Origin of the sequence: Ensifer sp. NPDC090286 (assembly GCF_044769565.1) — a bacterium.
In the GTDB taxonomy this organism is placed as follows: domain Bacteria; phylum Pseudomonadota; class Alphaproteobacteria; order Rhizobiales; family Rhizobiaceae; genus Ensifer.
Genome location: NZ_JBIVYF010000010.1, coordinates 73917 through 93728 on the forward strand (window position 1 = coordinate 73917; position 19812 = coordinate 93728).

General features: G+C 60.1%; 21 protein-coding genes and 2 pseudogenes. 8 read left to right on the forward strand and 15 right to left on the reverse strand.

All coding sequences use genetic code 11. The features are described 5' to 3' along the window. Window positions 1–115: 115 nt before the first annotated feature. The 4 genes from ACIQUG_RS32805 to ACIQUG_RS32820 form a co-directional block, all read right to left on the reverse strand. Window positions 116–433, reverse strand: a complete 318-nt coding sequence (locus tag ACIQUG_RS32805) for a hypothetical protein (protein ID WP_402326508.1) — start codon at window positions 431–433, stop codon at window positions 116–118. A gap of 656 nt (window positions 434–1089) precedes the next feature. Continuing rightward, on the reverse strand, window positions 1090–1212 hold the full coding sequence (locus tag ACIQUG_RS32810; protein ID WP_402326509.1) for a hypothetical protein: 123 nt from the start codon (window positions 1210–1212) through the stop codon (window positions 1090–1092). A gap of 63 nt (window positions 1213–1275) precedes the next feature. After that, window positions 1276–1488, reverse strand: coding sequence for a hypothetical protein (locus ACIQUG_RS32815; protein WP_402326510.1), 213 nt, complete (start codon window positions 1486–1488; stop codon window positions 1276–1278). A gap of 93 nt (window positions 1489–1581) precedes the next feature. Continuing rightward, window positions 1582–1779 (reverse strand): hypothetical protein, encoded by a 198-nt coding sequence (locus ACIQUG_RS32820; RefSeq protein ID WP_060529396.1) that lies wholly within the window; start codon window positions 1777–1779, stop codon window positions 1582–1584. A gap of 516 nt (window positions 1780–2295) precedes the next feature. Between ACIQUG_RS32820 and ACIQUG_RS32825 the strand changes: the two genes are divergently transcribed. Further along, window positions 2296–3480 carry a polysaccharide biosynthesis/export family protein gene (locus tag ACIQUG_RS32825; RefSeq protein ID WP_402326551.1) on the forward strand — a complete coding sequence of 395 codons (1185 nt, stop codon included), beginning with the start codon at window positions 2296–2298 and terminating at the stop codon, window positions 3478–3480. A gap of 613 nt (window positions 3481–4093) precedes the next feature. On the opposite strand, the gene ACIQUG_RS32830 is transcribed toward ACIQUG_RS32825, so the two are convergent. Both ACIQUG_RS32830 and ACIQUG_RS32835 read right to left on the reverse strand, forming a co-directional pair. Next, on the reverse strand, window positions 4094–4216 hold the full coding sequence (locus ACIQUG_RS32830; RefSeq protein WP_255381107.1) for a hypothetical protein: 123 nt from the start codon (window positions 4214–4216) through the stop codon (window positions 4094–4096). A 316-nt stretch (window positions 4217–4532) separates the two neighbouring features. Continuing rightward, window positions 4533–4944: pseudogene (locus ACIQUG_RS32835) on the reverse strand (type II toxin-antitoxin system HicB family antitoxin). Between the two features lie 89 nt (window positions 4945–5033). Here ACIQUG_RS32835 and ACIQUG_RS32840 point away from each other — a divergent pair. Beyond that, window positions 5034–5993: a FecR domain-containing protein gene (locus ACIQUG_RS32840; protein ID WP_402326511.1), complete on the forward strand. Its 960-nt coding sequence runs from the start codon at window positions 5034–5036 to the stop codon at window positions 5991–5993. Window positions 5994–7376: 1383 nt separating this feature from the next. Next, a complete protein-coding gene (locus ACIQUG_RS32845; protein WP_402326513.1) occupies window positions 7377–7631 on the forward strand; it encodes a chitinase in 255 nt (84 codons plus the stop codon). Window positions 7632–8179: 548 nt separating this feature from the next. On the opposite strand, the gene ACIQUG_RS32850 is transcribed toward ACIQUG_RS32845, so the two are convergent. Beyond that, window positions 8180–8590 (reverse strand): 4-oxalocrotonate tautomerase family protein, encoded by a 411-nt coding sequence (locus ACIQUG_RS32850; RefSeq protein ID WP_402326514.1) that lies wholly within the window; start codon window positions 8588–8590, stop codon window positions 8180–8182. A gap of 110 nt (window positions 8591–8700) precedes the next feature. Here ACIQUG_RS32850 and ACIQUG_RS32855 point away from each other — a divergent pair, with 110 nt between their 5' ends. Continuing rightward, the gene (locus ACIQUG_RS32855) at window positions 8701–9564 is read left to right on the forward strand and encodes a LysR substrate-binding domain-containing protein (RefSeq protein WP_402326515.1); all 864 of its coding nucleotides are present in this window, start codon (window positions 8701–8703) and stop codon (window positions 9562–9564) included. A 125-nt stretch (window positions 9565–9689) separates the two neighbouring features. Here the strand turns inward: ACIQUG_RS32855 and ACIQUG_RS32860 are convergent, their stop codons facing one another. Then, a complete protein-coding gene (locus tag ACIQUG_RS32860; protein WP_402326516.1) occupies window positions 9690–10439 on the reverse strand; it encodes an SDR family oxidoreductase in 750 nt (249 codons plus the stop codon). 349 nt (window positions 10440–10788) lie between these two features. Between ACIQUG_RS32860 and ACIQUG_RS32865 the strand changes: the two genes are divergently transcribed. Then, entirely contained in the window at window positions 10789–11847 is a 1059-nt protein-coding gene (locus tag ACIQUG_RS32865) for a GNAT family N-acetyltransferase (RefSeq protein WP_402326517.1), read from the forward strand. 75 nt (window positions 11848–11922) lie between these two features. Here the strand turns inward: ACIQUG_RS32865 and ACIQUG_RS32870 are convergent, their stop codons facing one another. The 3 genes from ACIQUG_RS32870 to ACIQUG_RS32880 all read right to left on the reverse strand — a co-directional run bounded on the left by ACIQUG_RS32870 (window position 11923) and on the right by ACIQUG_RS32880 (window position 14211). Continuing rightward, entirely contained in the window at window positions 11923–12702 is a 780-nt protein-coding gene (locus ACIQUG_RS32870; protein WP_192451404.1) for an ABC transporter substrate-binding protein, read from the reverse strand. A gap of 127 nt (window positions 12703–12829) precedes the next feature. Further along, on the reverse strand, window positions 12830–13225 hold the full coding sequence (locus tag ACIQUG_RS32875; protein WP_402326519.1) for a VOC family protein: 396 nt from the start codon (window positions 13223–13225) through the stop codon (window positions 12830–12832). Window positions 13226–13302: 77 nt separating this feature from the next. Beyond that, on the reverse strand, window positions 13303–14211 hold the full coding sequence (locus tag ACIQUG_RS32880; protein ID WP_402326520.1) for a DMT family transporter: 909 nt from the start codon (window positions 14209–14211) through the stop codon (window positions 13303–13305). Between the two features lie 456 nt (window positions 14212–14667). Between ACIQUG_RS32880 and ACIQUG_RS32885 the strand changes: the two genes are divergently transcribed. Both ACIQUG_RS32885 and ACIQUG_RS32890 read left to right on the forward strand, forming a co-directional pair. Further along, window positions 14668–15771 carry a DUF475 domain-containing protein gene (locus ACIQUG_RS32885; protein ID WP_402326521.1) on the forward strand — a complete coding sequence of 368 codons (1104 nt, stop codon included), beginning with the start codon at window positions 14668–14670 and terminating at the stop codon, window positions 15769–15771. A 119-nt stretch (window positions 15772–15890) separates the two neighbouring features. Continuing rightward, window positions 15891–16244 (forward strand): hypothetical protein, encoded by a 354-nt coding sequence (locus ACIQUG_RS32890; RefSeq protein ID WP_402326522.1) that lies wholly within the window; start codon window positions 15891–15893, stop codon window positions 16242–16244. A 15-nt stretch (window positions 16245–16259) separates the two neighbouring features. Here ACIQUG_RS32890 and ACIQUG_RS32895 read toward each other — a convergent pair whose 3' ends face one another. The 3 genes and pseudogenes from ACIQUG_RS32895 to ACIQUG_RS32905 all read right to left on the reverse strand — a co-directional run bounded on the left by ACIQUG_RS32895 (window position 16260) and on the right by ACIQUG_RS32905 (window position 17108). Then, window positions 16260–16511 (reverse strand): hypothetical protein, encoded by a 252-nt coding sequence (locus ACIQUG_RS32895; RefSeq protein WP_402326555.1) that lies wholly within the window; start codon window positions 16509–16511, stop codon window positions 16260–16262. Next, window positions 16511–16765: pseudogene (locus tag ACIQUG_RS32900) on the reverse strand (type II toxin-antitoxin system VapB family antitoxin). Before ACIQUG_RS32900 ends, ACIQUG_RS32895 begins: the two are co-directional and overlap by 1 nt. Window positions 16766–16898: 133 nt before the next feature. Then, entirely contained in the window at window positions 16899–17108 is a 210-nt protein-coding gene (locus tag ACIQUG_RS32905) for a multiprotein-bridging factor 1 family protein (protein WP_402326553.1), read from the reverse strand. A 223-nt stretch (window positions 17109–17331) separates the two neighbouring features. On the opposite strand from ACIQUG_RS32905, the gene ACIQUG_RS32910 reads away from it, so the two are divergent. Then, a complete protein-coding gene (locus ACIQUG_RS32910; RefSeq protein ID WP_402326523.1) occupies window positions 17332–18222 on the forward strand; it encodes a LysR family transcriptional regulator in 891 nt (296 codons plus the stop codon). Between the two features lie 413 nt (window positions 18223–18635). On the opposite strand, the gene ACIQUG_RS32915 is transcribed toward ACIQUG_RS32910, so the two are convergent. Then, on the reverse strand, window positions 18636–19805 hold the full coding sequence (locus tag ACIQUG_RS32915) for a thiolase family protein (protein ID WP_402326524.1): 1170 nt from the start codon (window positions 19803–19805) through the stop codon (window positions 18636–18638). Window positions 19806–19812: the final 7 nt, after the last annotated feature.

Below are 19812 nucleotides of genomic sequence, written 5' to 3' on the forward strand. Positions count from 1 at the left end.
CCCATGCTGACAGCTCGGGCAGCAGGTCTATGACCTCGGTGCTTCCGGAGCCTCCTGAGAAATTGTCCATTGAGCGGCAGGAATCCCAAGGGCGGTGTTAAGCGAGAGTTGCCGGCTAGAAGCTAAAGTAGACTGTTACGCCTTGCCGCCGCTGATAGTAGTCTCGATAGCCGTATCGGTAATGGTCACGATAGCCGTAATACCGGGAATAGCGGGGGTAGCACCTGTCGTAGTAGCCGCAGTGACGATGGGCGTACTTCCGTTTCCAGTGGCGATCCGCATGCTCATGGCGATGTTTGCGGTGCTTTACCTGTTGGACATCGCCGGTCTGCACCTGTTCCGGCTTCGGCACGAGGATTGGCGCGGCGTTTAGCGGTAGCGCGAAAGATGCCGCCAGGACGACGGCGCCAAGGGTGGATACGATCAGTTTCATTTGACTCATCCTTTCTAGGCTCAGCTTGGCTCCTTAAGCCTGAACCTTAGCTGAACCGCCCGGCCCTTCGCTTTCAGAGCGCGCTCGGTGATCTCCGGCCTCAACGGCGTTGGCTTCTGACACCGCTGGTGCTTACCGGCAAGTGGCGGAGCAATTACGATTCGGCAATGCAACCCAGACCTTTGCGTCAACGCGTCGGACCTAAGTCTGGGACGCTGGAGAAGGTTCCTGACGCCAAAAAAAACGGCCCAAGATGCAACCAAAGGGGCCGAAGAGTGTGCTGTGCCAAGTAAGCCCTCGCGGAGGAAGGGGATTGCTCGGGCTCACAATCGAAAACTACCATCGCGGCGTCTGGTTTCATGGCTGCTATGGTGAACCCTACAAATTGCGCGACGTCCGAAAGCCTGATCTGATGGGGCATGACCACGAATCTTTCACACCTGAGACTGAGTAACCCGAAGCTCCTTGGCGAGCTCAAACGGCGGGGATACTAGACCGTCGACGACATGAAGAACGTCCCAACGACAGACGCGTTGGGGATCATGGGAATGGGCTCGAATCGTGGCCTTGGGCAGAGACCCTGCGAAGACATGAGGCTCGAAAATGATGATCGATGCCGCGATGCTCGGGGGCGACAGCCCATCGCCTAGCTCCTGCTAGATCGCTCGCGTGACCACTTTGGCCGCGACTGACACCAGCAAGGCCGCCAGCGCGACGGCCGTTCCCAATCGCGCGATCTTGATGCGGCGCCCGCGAGCGCCGTTCCAATCATAGCCCATCACCATCCTCCAGCCGGCGTCACGCCTCGTCTGGATGGTAGCGCACATCGTCGAACAAACCCTTCACATCCCGTCATCAAACTCCGATGCCTCTCCCTGCGCCAGGAGCTGCGCGAGGGCCGACAGCAATGCCTCCGCGCTGTACCGGTCCAGCAGCACTTCGATTGTTGTATCCGTCGAAGTTGATAGCTCGAAGACCCCCAAAAGGGGATCGAGGGACGCGACAGAATAGTTGCCCAGAAATTCGGCTCTGATCGTTGTCCCGCCAAGCCCCATGGATGCCCTCCTGCCGGCTACTTATCAAAATATAAGAGAAATCTAAAATAAGCTATTTTGACCGACCGGGAAAGCGGCATACCCAAACCAAAGTCAGGAGAAAAGCGACGAGAGAAGTCGATCGACCTTTTCTTCAATTGCTTGGCAATCGTGTTCTTTATTTTCAATCACTGCCGCGCCGTAGTTTTCGATCAGGCTGGTTAGGGCGAGGAATTCACTCTCCGCGAGCTTCTTTCGATGATGAGGGAGCCGCATCATAAGGCGGGCGCGTCCGATCCGTTCGAAATCCACCGGCAGGTCCTCAGTTTTTCCGGGCGATTGGCAACTGCAATGGTTAGAGCACGGCGAAAGGGCCCTTGCACGTCAACTTTTCTTCAACACTGGATGAACCAGGAGGACCCGATGCGTCGTCACCGCTCAGGAGGTTGGCGACAGCTGAACAAGTATGGCAGCAAAGTAAGCATGGAGCGGGAGACACTTCTCAGCGCCCGGTCTTTGCAGGCGATGATCGGCGGAGAGCAGAGGCTTCCGGCGGTACGTCGTTACCGAAGCGTCGTCAGGTGGCGTGCGTTCGCCGCCGCCTCAATCGCTTGGAAGCTAGAACAGCCGAGCACTGAACGGCGCCAGCGCGACGGCTGTTCCATATCGCGCGGTCATCATGCGGCGCCCGCGTGCATTCAATTTGCCAGATCAGTAATGAAAATGCTTGAAACCGCATCGGTCTTTGGCGCATCAATGCCGCGTCTGCGAAGTCGAACGCTCAACCGGGAAGCCCCGCCTTCTAAAGGGAAAGTTAGCTTGAAGTGCATTCTTGTTGCCCTGTTTCTCGTTTCAGCACTTACATCCTGTCAGGACGTGGTTCCTGGAGCGGGGCCGCTAACTGATGCTATCCTTTCAGACGCCGGCAAGTCACCTGAAGAGCTCCACCGCAATGACGCGACGGTCTATGAGGTCGTTGACGTCGATAATCGATCGGCCAGCCTAATTTCAGCCTATTCAAAGACGACGCTCTCAAAGCGCCTAGGTATGGGTGGAAGGCCGGAAAGCGCGACTGTCGGGATAGGCGACCGCCTCGTGGTCTCGATATTTGAAGCTGGGGCCGATGGCCTGTTCTCAACCTCCAAGTCGAAAGCCGCTAAGATACCTGTGGTCGTGCAACCGGATGGGAAAGCCGCAATCCCCTACGTCGGCGAGGTCAGGTTTGCGGGACTGACCCTTGAACAAGCGAGACGAGCGATCGTTGAGGCGCTCAAAGGCAAGGCCGTTGAGCCTGACGTCATTGTCACTTCGCTGGACACCGCATCGCGCAACGTCACGGTCACCGGCGCGGTCAACGCTGCTTCTGTCGTTCCGCTCAGCCTGGCAGGCGAGAAGCTCACTGACGTAATCACGAAATCGGGAGGTGTACGCGGTGAGACCTATGACACGTTTGTCACTGTAACCCGAGGGAACAAATCTGGCACCGTCTTGATGAGCGCGCTCATCGACAATCCTACAGAAAACATCTGGGTTCAATCCGGTGACGAGATAACCCTGGTTCGCGACCCTCGGCAGTTTACGGTTCTGGGCGCTGTTAAATCCAACAAGCGACAGGCCTTTGGCTCTCGAGATCTCAGTCTCATCGAGGCGCTCGGCATGAGCAGGGGCGGTAACGATCTCGCGACAGACGCCGAAGGGTTCTTCGTATTCAGATATGAAGAAGCAGAGATAGCAGCATCCTTGCTCGGTAGATCTCGATATGACGCGATGCTTAAGAAGGGAATGCGGCCCGACAGCCATGGGAGAGTGCCGCTTGTCTACCGCTTAGACATGAGCCGTCCAGACAGCCTGTTGGTCGGACAAACGTTCCCGGTCAACAACCGCGACATCATCTATGTGTCGCGCCACTTGACGACGGACATCTCAAAGTTCTTTGGTATCTTAGGTCAGCCGCTGCGAGTGGCGAATACCGGCGCAATCGCCATGCACCGTGCCGCGGATCTCGGCAACTAACAGTCCAAGCGGCCCTCGTCTTGGCGCGCAATTGCAATCGATTTGGTTGCATTCTGCGAGGGAATGGCGCTGATTTTAGACGTCTGTAGAAATTGAATGCTCGGGCAGAGGGCCCCGGATCACCTTGTGGGAATCCGGGGCCTTTTCTCCGCTTACGCGCCCGGATCTCACTAACTACTTCGCTGCTTTCGCAACAAAATTCGACTTTCGAACAGCGTTGGCGTTCCAGGGAAATAGCCTGGCCAATCATCATGGTCGGATGGCGTCCCCCCCCCCCCCGCGAGGTGACGAGTTGCAAGGCTCCATGCCTCTCTTGCTATTTCGTGGGGATCCATGATTCGCCTCGATTGATCACCAGCTGAGCGTGTGCTCTCGCTTTTCCGAAGCGTGCGCTGAACTTCAGATCGCCTTGCTCACAACTTGAGCAGTGACAGTCATCAGTAAGGCAGCTAGCACGAGGGCCGTTCCAAATCGCGCAATCTCCATGAGCGTCCGCGCCCGCCACTCCAGACATAGCCCATCACGTTCCCCTAGCCGGCATCATGCCATGCCGGGATAGTGGCTCGTTTTTCCTAGCGACGAGGTAAATTTGAGTGGGATGCACGCGCTGCTGCTACGCACCAAGCCAAATCGATAGGAACAGCATGGCGCCCTGAATGAGGAGGACGGCCAGGAAGGCCGCCAAAACGATCAAGCCAAGTTGCTGGTCGTATTTCCGTGTATCGCGCTGCTTCATGACAATCTCACGCTCGCTGGCGGTTGTGGCCAGGGCGTTTGAGATACGCGATCACATCGTGGGTTTCGAGAGGCTGTGGCCAAATGCCACGGCCCTGCCGCTCGTCGCAGAGCGATGCCTCTCGCCTCACGCTGCATTGATCTTGGTCCGCAATTGAGCGGGGTCTTCTATTCTAAACAAAAAGGATCATCACATGGTTTGGGAATTCTTCCCGTGGCCTCAAAGCGCCTTGGCAGATATGGCTCTTCCCAAATTGGGTCGATATGGCTTGAGGTCGGCAAAGAAAAACGCGAGGGGAGCCTCGAGTTTTATGACCTCACGCCGCCGCGAGTTCCATTTCTCGTTTGGCGGCTTTTGCCAGGAACCAAGATCGAGTCAGTCCGTGAGCCTCAGCGAAGGCGTCGATCTGCTGAAGAACATTTTCAGATAAAGTGCCCTTTACGCGGACCGATTTTTTTCGCCTCAGTCTTATGCACTACTAGAATCGCAACTCCCTCTATATTTCCGGGATCGGCCATCACGGCATCCAAAGATGAAGGTTCGGGAGTAGCCTCCTCATCAGCGACTAGGCCGTTGATATGCAGCGCCAAGGCTTCCTCAGCCATGGCGCGCGCATTTTCCAAGCTGGTGCCTGCTGTTACGACACCTGGAAAGTTAGGAAAGGACACACCGAAATCGCTGTCGGCGTTGGTTACGTCTGCTGCGAGTGGTCGTCGGCTACACCCCATAGGGTTAGGCAATGGTGTCTCTTACCTCAATTTCGCTAGAAGACGTAAATCTTTGAAATATGATAACAATAACGCGTTGGAGGCGTACCATGTTCTGCTTGCGTGGTGCCGCGCTCGTGCTTTGCGCCATGGTCTTTGCTCCGACACCGCTTTTTGCCGCGGAACCGGTCGGCAAGGCGGTGGAAATCCGGACGGCCGTCAACGGTGCGCGCGGTGCGATTGCGGTCAGAGACCCTGTCTACAAGAACGAACGGATATCGACATCGAAGTCCGGGCTCGGACAGTTTGTCTTCGAGGACGGCACCAAGCTTGCCGTCGGCTGGGGGTCTTCCGTCGTCATCGACAAGTTCGTCTATGACGACAAGAAGTCGGTGAAGAAGCTAACCATCATGGCCGCCAAGGGCACGTTCCGCTGGATCAGCGGCAAATCCGGCCATTCCGCCTATGAAATCGTTACGCCGGCCGGCACCATCGGCGTGCGCGGCACCGCCTTCGACTTCTTCGTCGGGCCGGATGGCACCACCGCGGTGGTGCTGCTCAGCGGCGCGGCGGATTTCTGCGGCCCCGGCGGTTGCCGGCAACTGAGGCAGCGCTGCGATTGCGTCGTCGCCAAGCCCGGCCGCCGGGCCACCGAGCCGAAACGGGTCAGCCGCATGACGTTGAAATCCCTGGGCAACGCCCAGGCGCTGCCGTTCCTCTCCGGAGGTCAGAGATTGTCTGGTGCGCTGGGTTGGGCCGGGGGCGGCTGCGGATTAAGGGCAGCCAAGTTCGATGACACCGACCGCTCCAACGCTGTGAGATCGGCCCCCGCCGTCCAGGAAAAGCCTCGCGAGGAAAAACCGCGTGAGGAAAAGCCACCAAGGGAAGAAAAGCCTGGCGATCCGGGCCCACGGCCAGAGAAGCCCAGCGATCCCGGACCTCGGCCTGAAAACCCGGGTGATCCCGGGCCACGCAACGACAACCCCCGCGACCCAGGACCGCGAAACGGCGATGGCGGCGACAAGCCGAGCCGAGATGAGGGAACGCATCAGCGCGAAAGCCACGATTGAGAGAATTGTCTGGATGCTTTTAGGCATCTTGGCAGCCATAGCCGTATTGGCCGGCATTCTGCACAACAAAGGCGTGGTGTCAGGCCGAACAGCCTCCATGCTTATCTGTGGCTTGAACCCGACTACGTGCCTCGGCTGACGGATGTACCGCATCCCGAACTGCGACGCGCCTTATTCTTCAAGGCGAGCATTTTTGTGCTTGCCACATTGTCGACGGGGATCGTGCCGCAGGAACGATGGGCCTTCTCGGCGTTCGAGCGGTTCGTCATTGCGGCGTTCGGAGATTTTCGTCCACGCCGACAGGTTTGTTGGTTGCGGTTAAAATGATTACGCGACCACATCCGGCTGGGCGAGCGCGACCACCCAATGACCGCTGTCTAGGTGTAGGGTGGTCGCCACCAGGCCTTATTGAGCAGGCGTCGTAGTTGAAGGTTGCGTCGTGGACGGCTGAGTAGTTGACGGTGCCGTTGTCGACGGCTCCGTAGTGGACGGAGTGGTCGTCGAAGGTTGGGTCGTTGACGGCTCAGCGGTTGCCGGTGCTGTCGTCGACGGGGTCGTTGTTGATGGCTGGGTAGTCGCCGGCTCAGTTGTCGATGGCGTGGCCGTCGACGGTTGAGATGTCGTCGGCTCAGTCGTCGTTGCTGGCGGCGTTGCAGTTTCCGTAGGCGCTTCCTTCTTTGGCATTAGAACGACGACCAGGGTGATCACCACCACGGCGAGAATTATTCCGAGGACGGTATTTCGGCTCATGATTCACTCCTCTTGGATGCATCCGACTCGTGAATTGTATCACGACAACCAAAACCGGAGATGAACAGGCCAACTCGGTGTGCGCAGGTTGATGCACGAAAGCGGCGACTTCAGGTACGATTGCGAGATCTGGGGCCGGACCCCGGCGCAGCAGCGCTACGATACGCGAACCGAATTTGGCAACGCGAGGAGAAGAACGGCAACGACTACCTCTACCGTGGCCGCACCGGCACGCAGTTGACGGGCAAGGACAACGATCGCCAGTTCCGCGGTTTGGTGTCGCGCCGCCTGCCCGGCTTCGTCACAGATTTGGATGCGGTCAAAACTGACCTTTGGGAAGGCCTCGTCCCTTATTCTATTGGGCCACCCGCGGGCTGAACCGCTGGGCCGATGAGGGCGACGGCGAGACCATCACGAGGGAGATCAATGGCGGCAAGAACGGCCCGGCCGATCGCTTCGACCGCCGGGCGCGGATCTCGCTCGTTCTCGCGGCTATCGCGCCGACAGCATCCGACAGTGCCAGGCTGACCAACGACTCGACGTCGACGGTGACGTCGGCCCGAAGACGCGATCCAACATTCACAAGGCTATCGTCGCGCTCACGCCTGCGAGGCTGCAGGACGAGAGGTCAAAGTGGTACCGGTTACCGAGGAGATGCCCGTTCCTGTGATGCCTCTCAGTCTCGATGCGCCGTGGTGGAAGTCGAAAGAGGTTAACGTCCCGGTCATCAGCGGCGGCGGCGCTTCGATCCTGACGGCGCTCGGAGGAATCCCTTGGCAGAACCTGCTGATGATCATCATCGGAACCGCGGGCTTCGCCGGCTTCTTTTACTGCGGGAGGAACGCCGACCTGAAGTTTTTGGCGAAGCAGTTCGAGGGGATAGCTTGATATCCAGCCGTCTTTCTTTGATCGCTGGCGCTGCGGCCGGCGGCCCTGTCGTCATCGCCATACAGGCGGTCAATGCCGTCTGGCTGGTGCCTCAAGTTGGCATCGGCGCCGACGAGTCGTACTGTCGGACCGCTCGGGTTTCAACCGGTGGGCCGCCGAGGGCGATGCAGAGACCTTCACGAAGAAGATCAACGGCGGGAGGAACCGCCTGCCCGATCGCTTCGATCAGTTGGCTCGGATCTCGCTCGTCCTTCTAGGCAAGCGCGCCGATAACGTCCTGCAGTTCCAAGTGGATCAGCGCCTCGACCTCGATGTGACGTGGTTCCGAAGACTTGACCGGATATGCGTGAGGCGCTCGTCGCGCTCATCTCCCGGCGAGGCGGCAAGGCCTGAAGTCAAGGTGGCGCCAGCGGTCGAGGGCGAGCCCTCGGGCTTTTGGCTGCGTGGCCACGGGTGGGGCAACTATAAGATGTATAGGTGGAGGTGAGCTGCGTCGTTTTCCCTTGGCAATCGACAGGGATACCTGCCACACCCGCTGACAAAGGGTTTCAACCGCCGGATTTCAGCCTACCGCTGATGTAGCGGAATTCCTGCGTTTTGCCGCCATAGCCATAAGTGGCAGCCGAAACCTCGTGGACGAGAACGTAGCTCTCGTGGTGTACCCGTCCGAGCAATTGTTCGAAGCGCCCGAAGATGGCTTCGAGATAAGCAGCCATTTCCTGCTTGGTGTTGGTGCCGTCGACGACCTTGATGTCGAGCCAGAAGCTGTTGATATCCTGTTCGGCAAGCGACTTTCCGCCAGCGAACCAGTGTTCCGGATCCGCATAGGTGACGACGATTGCCGTGATCGTCGGATCCTTGCGCAGATGCGCTGCTGTCAATTCGCTGACCGAAGCGGCGATCCGTGACGAGAGTGCGGTGTCCGGCTTGCCGCTGACGGTGACGTTGATGATGGGCATTGGGTGGTTCCTTTCGGGTTTCCTGTTTCGTGTGTGAGCCCAATCTGCCACGTCTCTATCTTCGGAAAAATCGAATTGTTTAATATCATAACTTCGATTACATTGAAGTAATGGAAGCCTTCGATCCCGATCTGCTTCGTACTTTTCTTGCTTTCGCTGAGAGTGGCTCTCTTGCGAATGCGGCCGCGGCCGTTGGGCGGACGCCTTCGGCTGTGACCGCCCAGATGCAGCGCCTGGAAACGATGATCGGCGAGCCACTTCTCGCGCCCTTAGGCCGGGGGCGAATTCTCACGCCGGCCGGGGAGGAATTGGTCGTTCATGCACGCCGGATTCTCGAAGTTCACCGGGATGCATGGCTGAGCCTCAAGGGTGCCAGCACCGACGGCCGTCTGGCGCTCGGCTGCACCCAGGATTTTGCCGACAGCAATCTGCCGGATCTCTTGCGCCGCTTCGGGCGCACCCACCCGCGTGTGCGGTTGGATCTCAGGGTCGGCAGATCCCGTGAACTGACTTCGGCCTACGATCAGGGGCTGATCGAAGTACTGATCGTCATGCGGGAGGGGCCGACGCCCGACGAACGTGCCATTCTGCGCGAACCGATGCTGTGGCTATCGTCATCGGATGCTCCGCCCACGGCTGACAGCGAGTTGCCGATCGCGGTGCTGGATCCGCCCTGCGGCTTTCGCGCGGCCGCGACGGCAGCCCTCGATGAGACCGGTCGTCGCTACCGCATCGCGGCGACAAGCCCCAGCCTTTCCGGTCTGCGCGCAGCCGTGCGAAGCGGGATTGCCGTTACGGCGCGCACAGCACGCTTCCTCGGAGAAGGGATCGCGGTCGCACCCCCGGCACTTTCGCTCCCGGCATTGCCGAATGCGGAATTCAGCTTGCGGCTGAAGGTAAAAGCCGACAAGCCGGCGTCGAACCTCGCCACATTGCTTGCCGAAGGCTTGGCGGCCGGTTCCGAGCGGTGGTGAAGACGATCACCCGGAAAGACTGCGGCGTGGCCGCGTCGATCTGCGAATACTCCAAATCCGAGCGTACAGCGCCAAGGCGATTCCGAAAGCAGTCGCTGCACCGGGAAACCTGTCTAGGATGACGTTTACATCTGCGCGGTCATGCCGCCGTCCACCGTCAAGGTGATGCCATTGACGAAGCTGGCGCCAGGCGAGGCCAGGAACACGGCGGCCGGTGCGATCTCCTCCGGTCGGCCCCAGCGTTTCAAGGGAATTCGGATATCGACGAAGCCCTGCAGTGCCTGATCGGAGGCGAGTGCGGCATTGGTCTCGGTTGCAAACCAGCCGGGCGCAATCGCGTTGACCGTCAGCGTCGCCGATCCAAGTTCCACCGCCAGTGAACGGGTGAGGGCATCAAGACCGCCCTTTGCCGCGGTATAGGCGGGGTCGCCAGGCCGCGCCACGGAGGCGGCGATCGAGGTGACGAAGATCAGCCGGGCGGACGAGGACCGGTGAAAATAGGGAAGTGCCGCGCGCGCCATGGCATAGGCGGCCGTCAGGTCCGTGTTGACGAGGGCGGCAAAGGCCGCAGGGTCCATGACGTCGGTCCCACGCCGATCGCGCTCGCCCACGGCATGAATGAGGACGTCGAGTTGGCCGGTCTTGGCCGCGGCCGCCGCGACGATCTCTTCCGCATCCGTTGAAACGTCGCCGGCGACAAGGTCGAGTGCGATGCCTTCGGCGGCGGCCTGGTGGCGCGCCATATCGAGGGTCGCTTCATTGCGGCCGTTGATCGCAACAACCGCGCCGGCCCGCGTGAGCGCCTTTGCCATTTCAAGGCCGAGACCGCGGCCGCCGCCCGTTACCAATGCCGTCATTCCGCTGAGGTCGAACATCTCGGTCTCCGATGCTTTCCGCCGATTCCGGGGTGAGGCTACACCAAATCCGGGCAGGAGAGCTTTAGCGCCTGCCGTTGCCGCCGCCAATGGCGCAAGCCCGCCGGACCGCAGACCAATCTGGAGCGGTTACCGTAAAGCGCTTGCGCTGCACGGCCCGGCTGTCTAGTTCGGCAATTGCAATCGCGTCCGATCCGAGGGCGCAGGTAGAGAGAGGTAACAAGATGACAGTGTCCAACGCCGTGCGCCGGTCGGCTGAAGCCGGTCTGAAACGGGACGACCTGATCGTCTCCACTCTTTCTTCTGGCGGCAGGGATGGCATATCCCGCCGCAACAGGATTGCATTTTCATGTTTCTACTCGAACAAGCCGCCTATCCGGCTGCTCAATCCGTCCTAAAGGACCTTTCCTCCACCCACGTGGCCATCGCTGCCGTACTCGACGGCACCCTAGAGGGTGAAGTCTGGGTCGATCGCGCGGTAGACCTGCGCGTTGCGTTGCTCGCCAATGGCGATGCCTACTATCTCGCGGGCCTGCCCGATGAGGCGGGCGAAAGCTTTGCCGAGCTGAAGGAACTGATCCCCGACTGGGCCTATTTCTTCGTCGAAGACCGCTGGTCCGATCGTCTGGGCGACATCTGGTCCAATGGCTTCGCCCGGCCGCATCCGCGCGTCAGGATGGGTTTGCCGGCAGTAAGTCATGGCCTCGCGGCGACGGCGTTGCCTGACGGCTTCCGCCTCGTGCCGATCGACCAGCGCCTGCTCGATTTGGAACCCGGCGATATCGAGACCGTGACCGATCTTATGGAAGGCTGGGCCTCCCCCGAAGTCTTCCTGGAAAACGCCATCGGCTTCTGCGTGCTTCACGACGGGTCCATCGTCAGCCATTGCGCAACCGACAGCGTCAGCGGCACCCGTTGCGAAGTGGGTGTCGGGACCGAGCCTGCCTATCGGCGCCTGGGGCTCGGCAAGGCGGCAGCGGCTGCGACGATTGACGAGTGCGTCAAGCGAGGTCGGCCCGATATCGAATGGCACACGCACGCCTCCAACAAGGGGTCGATCGCGATTGCCAACGGCATCGGCCTCATCGAACGCGATCGGCATGTTGCCTATAGCGGAAACTTGCCGGCGGAGAACGTCGGCGATCTCGATCTCGATACTTGCCGGGAATGGGGGCTGCATCTGGAGCGGGCGAGCGATCACATCAACTGGTATCGCTTCCACGCGACCGGAGCCTGGACGCTTGCCGGCGACCGCACCCGGGCGCTTGCCAATCTGCGCCAGCTTGTCGATGGCGGTTGGGAAGGCGAGGCCGAGTGGCTCGAGGGCTACTGGGCCGTGCAATCGCTCGTCGACGATCCCGAATTCAAGGCGATCGTGGCGAAGCAGCGCGCGGTGAGCGAAGCCTAGCCATAAACAGGCCGGCCGCGCCCTTGGGGCGCGGCCGGTCTTTCGAAGCGGCCGTGTCGACCGGCCATCCATGCGTCACTTCATCGTATAGACGTCGATGGTGAAGTACTTGTCGTTGATCTTCTTGTAGGTCCCGTCGGCACGGATTTCGTCGAGGGCCTTGTTCAGCCGCTCGCGCAGGTCGTTGTCCTCCTGGCGCACGGCAATGCCGACGCCTTCGCCGACGAATTTCTTATCGGTGATCGGTTCGCCGATCAGTTCGCAGCATGCCTTTCCGTCGGCATTCTTCGTCACCCAGTCGAGCAGCGGCAGCATGTCGCCCACCTGCAGGTCGAGGCGGCCGTTGACCATGTCGAGGTTGGCCTCGTCCTGGGTCGGATAAAGCTTGATCTCCGCGTCGGGATAGGTGGCGGTGATGTATTCGGCCTGGGTCGTGCCTGACTGTGCGCCGATCACCTTGCCCTTGAGCGCCTCATTGGTGAACTCGGTAAAGCCTGCACCCTTCGGGGCCGCATGCGTCATGGCTGCGAGGTAGTAGGGATTGGTGAAGGCGACCTGCTTCTTGCGTTCCTCGGTGATGAACATCGAAGCGATGATCAGGTCGTATTTCTTGGCGACCAAACCGGGAATGATGCCGTCCCAGTCCTGGGCGACTACTTCGCATTCGACCTTCATGCGCTCGCAAAGTGCTAATCCGATGTCGACGTCGAAGCCGCCGATCTTGCCGGCGGGATCGATGAAGTTGAAGGGCGGATAGGCGCCCTCCGTGCCGATCTTGATCTTCTCGGCGGCCTGGGCCGTGACCACCGTTGTCGCCATGACGGCGAGCACTGCTGCTGCAATCCGCTTCTTCATTCGCGTTCCCCTTGTTGCGCATCATTCTTGATGCTTCCAGGGAAGACTAAGTCGCGCTTGTCTATAAGCGAAATAGATAGGCGCGATAATCGGTATTGTTTTGGTTGATCTGTCTGGCGGCCAGGTCCTACTTGTAGCGACCGTGGCGCTGCAGCACTTCGACCTTGTAACCGTCGGGATCGACCACGAAGAAGAACCGGGCAAGCAGCGCGCCGTCTAGGTTGAAGTCGACGATCTTTCCCGGGTTGAGGCCGGCTTCCGTGAGCCGCTGATGTTCGGCGTCGAGGTCGTCGACCGACAACGCCAGATGACCATAGCCATCACCGAGCGCATAGGGCTCGGTCCGGTCCTTGTTGACCGTCAGCTCCAGCTCGAATTCGCTTTCCCCGTTCCTGAGGTAGATCAGCACGAAGGTTTCGAACTCGAGGCGTTCGGCGATTTCGAGCCCGAAGGCCACACGATAGAAATCGATCGATCGTTTCTCGTTGAGAACACGGATCATCGAATGGATCGCTTTGGCCACGGGCATATCTCCTTCACGCTATGATCTCGGCGGCGTAGCAGAGTGTCGCCGATGAGGGAACCCCGCCGGGCGGGAGATCAGGCTGTTGTCTTTCGCTTCTTCAACTGCTGTTCGCGGAAGAAGATGAAGAGGCCCGATGTGACGATCAATCCCGCGCCGATAAGCACGGTCGGGCGCGGCGTGTCGCCGAAGAAGAACCAGCCGAAGACGACGGCCCAGAAGAGCAGCGTGTACTGCAGCGGGACGACGGTGGCGGCATCGGCGAGCTTGAGCGACCGATTGACGAGGATATGCGCGAGCATCGCGACGATGCCGAGCGCGCCGAGTTGCAACAGCGCTTCGCCATCGACCGGCGCCCAGCCGGAGGGATTGACGGCAACGCCGACGAGCGAGAAGATCAGCGCGCCGACGATCTGCCAGAAGACCAGCGTCGTGTCAGGCGTGGAGCGGAGCGTGCGACCGAGCATGAGGGCAAAGGCGAAGGCGGTGCTGCCGGCAAGCGCAATCAGGGCCGGGAGGCCGAGGCTTTCCTTGGAGGGCTCGAGCGCGATCAAGACCCCGGCAAAGCCGATGAGGATCGCCGTCCAGCGCCGCCAGCCGACCTTCTCGCCAAGCAGGAACGGCGAGGCTGCCGCCACATAGATCGGCGCGGCCAGCCAGTAGGTCATGGTATCGGCGAGCGGCATGTAGGCGACCGCGAAATAAAAGGCGGAGGCGTCGATGGCAAAGAGCAGCGATCGAAGGGCCTGTAGGCCAGGACGCTCGACCTGGAACATCGAGCGCAGGCCGCGCCTGAGAATAAAGGGGGACAGGAACAGAAGCGCCGCCACGCTCCGGATCACCATCAGCTGGCTGACGGAGTAGGTCGCGACCAGCCATTTCCCCATGACGTCGTTCAGCGAAAACATCAGCATGCCGAGCAGCATGATGAGAACACCGGTGCGGGCGGCGTTCGGGGCGGTTATGGGGGCGGAGATCACGGTCATGTCAGGGCCTTCGATAAGTTGCGCACGCCATGCCACATTCAGCGCGGCCGATCCATTGCCGTGTGCATATGGAACCATAAGTTTTGCGAATGAATGGGCGGCGGCGCCCGGGGCGGCAGCCGAACCAAGACAGAGCTTGGCAACAACCGTTTGGCGATCCACCATCAAAGCGAGTGGCCGCCCCCTTGACGTTCCGCCTGACACTGCTAATTAGTCAAACGTTCCCGCCGTCCAGACATCGGATTGCGGGTCGAACACTGGTGCCGGGCCCCTCTGGCGAGAGTTTTTACGGCGCTCTCGTGATGTCGGTACCGCCAGCAAATTAGCCGGCGGATTAGCTCCCATGAAAACTGATCTCATGCCTCACGCATGTGCCCCTTCGGCCGTGCGAATTTCTGTTTTGAAACCTCATCTTTTCACCGAATCCGGCGTCGTCCGCGCGAAGGAGGCACGTCGATGAACCAGCCTCAATCGCATTCGAGCGCGCTCGGCTATTTCACCTGGGCCTTCATCGTCACGGCGGTCGGCCTTGTGCTCGGCGCCTGGCTCGGCTGGCAGGCGACCGGCACCATCGGTGGCATGGCCTCCGTCTTCTTCATCTGTACCGTGCTTGCGGTGCTCGAAATCTCCCTGTCCTTCGATAACGCCATCGTCAATGCCAACAAGCTCAAGGACATGACGCCCGAGTGGCAGCATCGCTTCCTGACCTGGGGCATTCTCATCGCCGTCTTCGGCATGCGTATCGTCTTCCCGCTCCTGATCGTCGTTATCGCAGCGAAGATCGGTCCGATCGAAGCGATCGTTCTGGCGGCAAGCAAGCCCGAAGAATACGCGCGCATCATGAACGACGCGCATCTGCCGATCGCGGCCTTCGGCGGCACCTTCCTGATGATGGTCGGTCTCAGCTACTTCTTCGACCATGAGAAGGACGTGCACTGGATCAAGTGGGTCGAAACCAAGATGGCGCGTTTTGCGACCATCAAGGGCATTGAGATCGCATTCGTCCTCGCTCTCATCCTTGGCTTCTCGACGCTGCTTGAGCCGGCTGACGTGCACACCTTCGTCTATTCGGCGATCTATGGCCTTCTGACCTTCCTCGTGGTTGAGGTGGTCGGTGGCCTGCTCGATGCGCAGCAGGAAACCATGAGCGCTGCAGCAAAGGGCGGCTTCGGTGCCTTCCTTTATCTCGAAGTTCTCGATGCCAGCTTCTCGTTCGACGGCGTTATCGGCGCCTTCGCACTGACGCAGAACCTCTTCATCATCGCGATCGGCCTCGGCATCGGTGCCATGTATGTGCGCTCGATGACGATCATGCTGGTCGAAAAGGGTACGCTCAGCGAATATCGCTACCTGGAACACGGCGCGTTCTACGCGATCCTGATCCTCTCGGTGGTCATGTACTTCCAGACGCTCGTCCACATTCCGGAAGTCATCACCGGCCTCGGCGGTGCTGCGCTCATCGGCATCTCGCTCTGGTCGTCGATCCGCTACAACAAGCGGGAACGACAGGAAGAGCTTGCTGGCGCACACCAGGAAGAGCGGGCTCGCGCAGAAGCCTAAGCGGCGGACGCTCGTTTTAAATCGGAAACGGCCCGGCGGAAACGCCGGGCCGTTTTTCTTTCGGCTCGGTTCGACCGTGCCGCGTTGTCAAATCACGCAGCACACCGGATAAGGAACGAATGCTGGCTGACGATCTGAAGAATGTGCTCGAGGAACTGTACAGGGCAGGTGCGCATCGCGTGCCGGCCGAAGACATCGATTGGCCGCAGGACCTGCATGCGGCGGTCTTCCGTGCGCTCAACATGCAATACATGGTCCGCCGGCAGGACGGAGCCGGTCATGTCGAGTTCTCACTGACGCGGGCCGGCTACACAGCAATCGATGCCGAGGTTCCCTGGTCCCAGATCCTTCGGACCCGATTGCGAGATTCCTGCCGTTCGGAAAGTCTCGCTGACACCCTCAAATGCAAAGCGGCCCGGCGATCTTTCGATCCCGAGCCGTTTTTCATCCTTGGGAGGATAAGGCGCCCTTGAGAGCGCTGGTATTTGTTAGCCGCGGCGCGTATCCGGGAAGTTCGCGGGGTCGATGCCGAGCGTGCGCAGGTCGCTTGCGTTCGGGCGGCGGTGACCTTCGACAGCGGCGGCGGCAGCGCTAGCAGCGCCGAGAACTGCGAATGCACGACCGATGAAACCCTTGTGATAAGTTGTGGTAGCCATCTTCTTGCTCGCTTTCGTTTTCTCTCTTCTGAGCAAAAGATGGGGCTTGGCGATGGCGGCAAGGACCGAGGTCTCGATGACCATCAGGATGGCAGTCTGTTCGCGTCGTAGCCGATGATCTCGTCGGCGGTGCGGTTGTCAAGGACAGGCTGGGCGTTCCAGCGTTGCTGGATCGCTTCGAGATCTTCAAGGAGGGCAGCTTTACGCATGTCGGAGCCAAGCAGTCGCAGGCGCTCTTCGAGCGCGCGCTTGGTCGCCAGTGTGATGCTTTAGCCGGTCCATTCGGCAAGGGTGCGGGCCAGCTGCTCGGTGCCGTGGTCTCTGGCGCTCAGCGCCATTCTCCTAGGTTCCTGAACCTCTGTATTCTACCTTAAGGCGCAGTCGCTTTTGCACGGCAATTCGAAGCTCCGTTGCGCGGTTTTCACAGCCTTTACGACCGTATCGACTGGAATGTTCGCCCAACCAACCGGACTACTTGCTTAACCGTACGCCTGGGCCGCCGCTGCCGGCGTAGTCCCCGTCCACGAAAACCACCCCAGCGTTTTCCAGGACCACGCGTATGTCAGCAACGGTGCGAGGTTTCAGTTCTTCACCGCGCTCGAAACGCACAATGGTGTTTGTAGAGACCGTCGCTGCCTCAGCGAGCTCCTTAACGCTCATTTGAAGCGCTGTCCGAGCCATCCTGCATTGAACCGGCAACAAAATCGCCTCTCCGTATCGAATTCGCCTTGACGTGGCGATTTTGGTCGCATATTTACAACCTCGGAGCGCATTTTGCGTCGAGGTGATTCTATCCGGACTATAGCGAGCCAATGGCGCGCGCGCGAGCGGCTGCGTACTGCGCATTTTTTGTCACGAGCATTAACCGGGACCATCATTTAGTGCAGCGAGCGCGGAGCACGGTATGGAACTACGCCAACTCAGGTATTTCGTTGCGGTGGCCGAGGAGCTGCACTTCCATCGTGCGGCCGCGCGCATGTGCATCGCCCAGCCGGCGCTGAGTGCGCATATCCAGGCGCTGGAGAAGGAGTTGGGTGTGCGGCTGCTTGACCGGTCGACGCGGCGGGTCGAGCTGACGCGGGCAGGGGAGGCGTTCTACGATCGGGCAGTTCGGATAATCGGCGATGTCGGACTGTCGGCCGAAGTGGCTCGCTCGGTCGCCGGCAAGGGAGCGCGCACGATCAAGATCGGAACCGTCTATCCGGCAACGACCGGCGTGCTGCCGGCGTTTCTGTCGCGCATCGGCCGGAAGTTTCCCGATGTGTCGCTGCATGTCAGAAGCGGCTCGACCAGCGACGTCATCCGCGGATTGGAAAACGGCCAGATCAATCTCGGCTTCATCCGGCCGGTCGAGAACATTGGCTCCTTGCGTTTCTTCTCGATTGCGCATGAGCGCTATCTGCTGGCAGTCGAAAAGACGAGCCCGCTGGCACTTCGAAGCGAGATCGATATCGAGGACCTGAGGGGAGAGAAGATCATCGCCTTTTCCCGACAGAACCTCTCCTACAGTGAGCGCTACTTCTCGCAGATGTTCGACACTCATGGGTTGGCTGGAAACATTGCCTACAGCTGCGACGACACCTTCTCGCTGGTATCGCTGGTCTCAGCCGGTCTTGGCATCGGCTTTGTCCCCGAATGGACGAAGGACCTGCCGAACCGCAATTTCGAGCTTAAGCCGGTGCGCGGTGTCGATCTGAAGATCGGGCTTGGCGTCGCCTGGAATAAAGAGGATCCGACGGCGACACGCGACGACATCATCGACATAGCTCGTTCGCTCGCGCGGCCGGGAAGGTGAATAGCGAAGCTGTCCTGGGAGTGACGGGCTTGCTCGCCTGCAACGAACTCCGAACATCGTCTCGCATCTCGTAGAAGAGCATGTCCTGCTGGCGGGCGCGCTGCTTTCGGGAAATTCCGCACAAGCGGGATAGGTCTTTCGTACTCATCGCTTGAAGCTGGATGCGAAACTGTCGAGCGGATGCGCGTCGCCGAAGCTGATCTGTTGGTCGAGGGAACGGGTTGACGGGTACTCTCAAGCGTCTTGGCTGACGCGGATGCGGCAGCGAGGACGACGCCAAGTCTATGGGCACGAGTGGGGACCGCGATCACTGGTTCAGAACTACACGTCGACGAAGGTTACACTGCGCAGTCGTCTGCCTTCGAACGGTACAGGCTGGAGCCGGCGCGGTCGTGCCGGGTCCTTTTGCGCGTTCAGATAACTTCAAAGAGCGCAGCTGCCCCCTGCCCACCTCCGACACACATGCTGACGACGCCCAGCCTCGCATCGCGACGCTTCCCTTCCAGCAGCAGGTGACCGGCTAAGCGCGCCCCCGTCATGCCATAGGGATGACCAGTCGCAATCGCGCCGCCGTTTACATTCAAGCGTTCCATGGGAATACCGAGAGCATCGACACAGGCGAGGAGTTGCGAGGCGAAGGCTTCGTTTATTTCCCAGAGATCAATGTCGTCCGCCGTGAGGCCGAACCGGCGGAGAAGTTTCGGAACAGCGCAGATGGGGCCGATGCCCATCTCTTCTGGTGGGCAGCCAGCAACGGCGATGCCGCGGAACAGACCAATCGGCTTCAGGCCTCGTTGAACCGCCCGCGAAGCATCCATCAGGACCATCGCGCTCGCCCCATCCGATAGCTGGCTGGCGTTGCCCGCCGTGACATGATGGCCCTCGCTCAGGACGGGTTTCAAGGACCGCAGCACTTCGAGGCTACTTTGCCGCGGTCCCTCATCCGTATGCGCCAGCGTAGCCCTATAGCTAACCTCACCGTCCTTCGGATCTTTGATTGCCTGCGAGACTTCGATCGGAACGATTTCGCTTTCCAAAGATGCCGCCAGCGCACGTCGATGGCTGAGAACGGCGAACTCGTCCTGCCGGTCGCGCGCTATCCCATAGCGCTGCGCAACAAATTCAGCGGTTTCAATCATCGACATATAGTATCGGGGATATGTGGCCTCGACCTGTGGATCGCGTTCGCGATATCGGTTCATATGCTCGTTCTGTGCCAGACTGACGGACTCGACGCCGCCGCAGAGCACAATGCTGCTGTCGCCCGCTCGTATCTGCGCAGAGCCTGTAGCAATCGCGGACAGCCCCGAGGCGCATTGCCGATCAATTGTTGCGGCGGCGACGCTCACGGGCATTCCCGCGGCAATCAGCGCATGACGCGCGACGTTAACGCCGCTGCTTCCCTGGGTCACGGCGCAGCCCAAGATGACGTCATCGATTGCGACGGGATCGATGCCCGCCCTTTCGATCGCGGCGCGCATCGCATGCGCGGCGAGCGAGGGCGCCGTGGTGTTGTTAAAGTAGCCTTTGTAGGCCTTGCCGATCGGCGTTCTGGCCGTCGAGACGATCGCGATCTCACGCATTGCAAAC

Excerpts from the sequence above, each read along its gene's own strand:
- ACIQUG_RS32805 (WP_402326508.1), bottom strand. The coding sequence starts at position 433 with ATGAAACTGATCGTATCCACCCTTGGCGCCGTCGTCCTGGCGGCATCT.
- ACIQUG_RS32810 (WP_402326509.1), bottom strand. The coding sequence starts at position 1,212 with ATGGGCTATGATTGGAACGGCGCTCGCGGGCGCCGCATCAAGATCGCG.
- ACIQUG_RS32815 (WP_402326510.1), bottom strand. The coding sequence starts at position 1,488 with ATGGGGCTTGGCGGGACAACGATCAGAGCCGAATTTCTGGGCAACTAT.
- ACIQUG_RS32830 (WP_255381107.1), bottom strand. The coding sequence starts at position 4,216 with ATGAAGCAGCGCGATACACGGAAATACGACCAGCAACTTGGCTTGATC.
- ACIQUG_RS32840 (WP_402326511.1), top strand. The coding sequence starts at position 5,034 with ATGTTCTGCTTGCGTGGTGCCGCGCTCGTGCTTTGCGCCATGGTCTTT.
- ACIQUG_RS32850 (WP_402326514.1), bottom strand. The coding sequence starts at position 8,590 with ATGCCCATCATCAACGTCACCGTCAGCGGCAAGCCGGACACCGCACTC.
- ACIQUG_RS32855 (WP_402326515.1), top strand. The coding sequence starts at position 8,701 with ATGGAAGCCTTCGATCCCGATCTGCTTCGTACTTTTCTTGCTTTCGCT.
- ACIQUG_RS32860 (WP_402326516.1), bottom strand. The coding sequence starts at position 10,439 with ATGTTCGACCTCAGCGGAATGACGGCATTGGTAACGGGCGGCGGCCGC.
- ACIQUG_RS32865 (WP_402326517.1), top strand. The coding sequence starts at position 10,789 with ATGTTTCTACTCGAACAAGCCGCCTATCCGGCTGCTCAATCCGTCCTA.
- ACIQUG_RS32870 (WP_192451404.1), bottom strand. The coding sequence starts at position 12,702 with ATGAAGAAGCGGATTGCAGCAGCAGTGCTCGCCGTCATGGCGACAACG.
- ACIQUG_RS32880 (WP_402326520.1), bottom strand. The coding sequence starts at position 14,211 with ATGACCGTGATCTCCGCCCCCATAACCGCCCCGAACGCCGCCCGCACC.
- ACIQUG_RS32885 (WP_402326521.1), top strand. The coding sequence starts at position 14,668 with ATGAACCAGCCTCAATCGCATTCGAGCGCGCTCGGCTATTTCACCTGG.
- ACIQUG_RS32890 (WP_402326522.1), top strand. The coding sequence starts at position 15,891 with ATGCTGGCTGACGATCTGAAGAATGTGCTCGAGGAACTGTACAGGGCA.
- ACIQUG_RS32895 (WP_402326555.1), bottom strand. The coding sequence starts at position 16,511 with ATGGTCATCGAGACCTCGGTCCTTGCCGCCATCGCCAAGCCCCATCTT.
- ACIQUG_RS32905 (WP_402326553.1), bottom strand. The coding sequence starts at position 17,108 with ATGGCTCGGACAGCGCTTCAAATGAGCGTTAAGGAGCTCGCTGAGGCA.
- ACIQUG_RS32910 (WP_402326523.1), top strand. The coding sequence starts at position 17,332 with ATGGAACTACGCCAACTCAGGTATTTCGTTGCGGTGGCCGAGGAGCTG.
- ACIQUG_RS32915 (WP_402326524.1), bottom strand. The coding sequence starts at position 19,805 with ATGCGTGAGATCGCGATCGTCTCGACGGCCAGAACGCCGATCGGCAAG.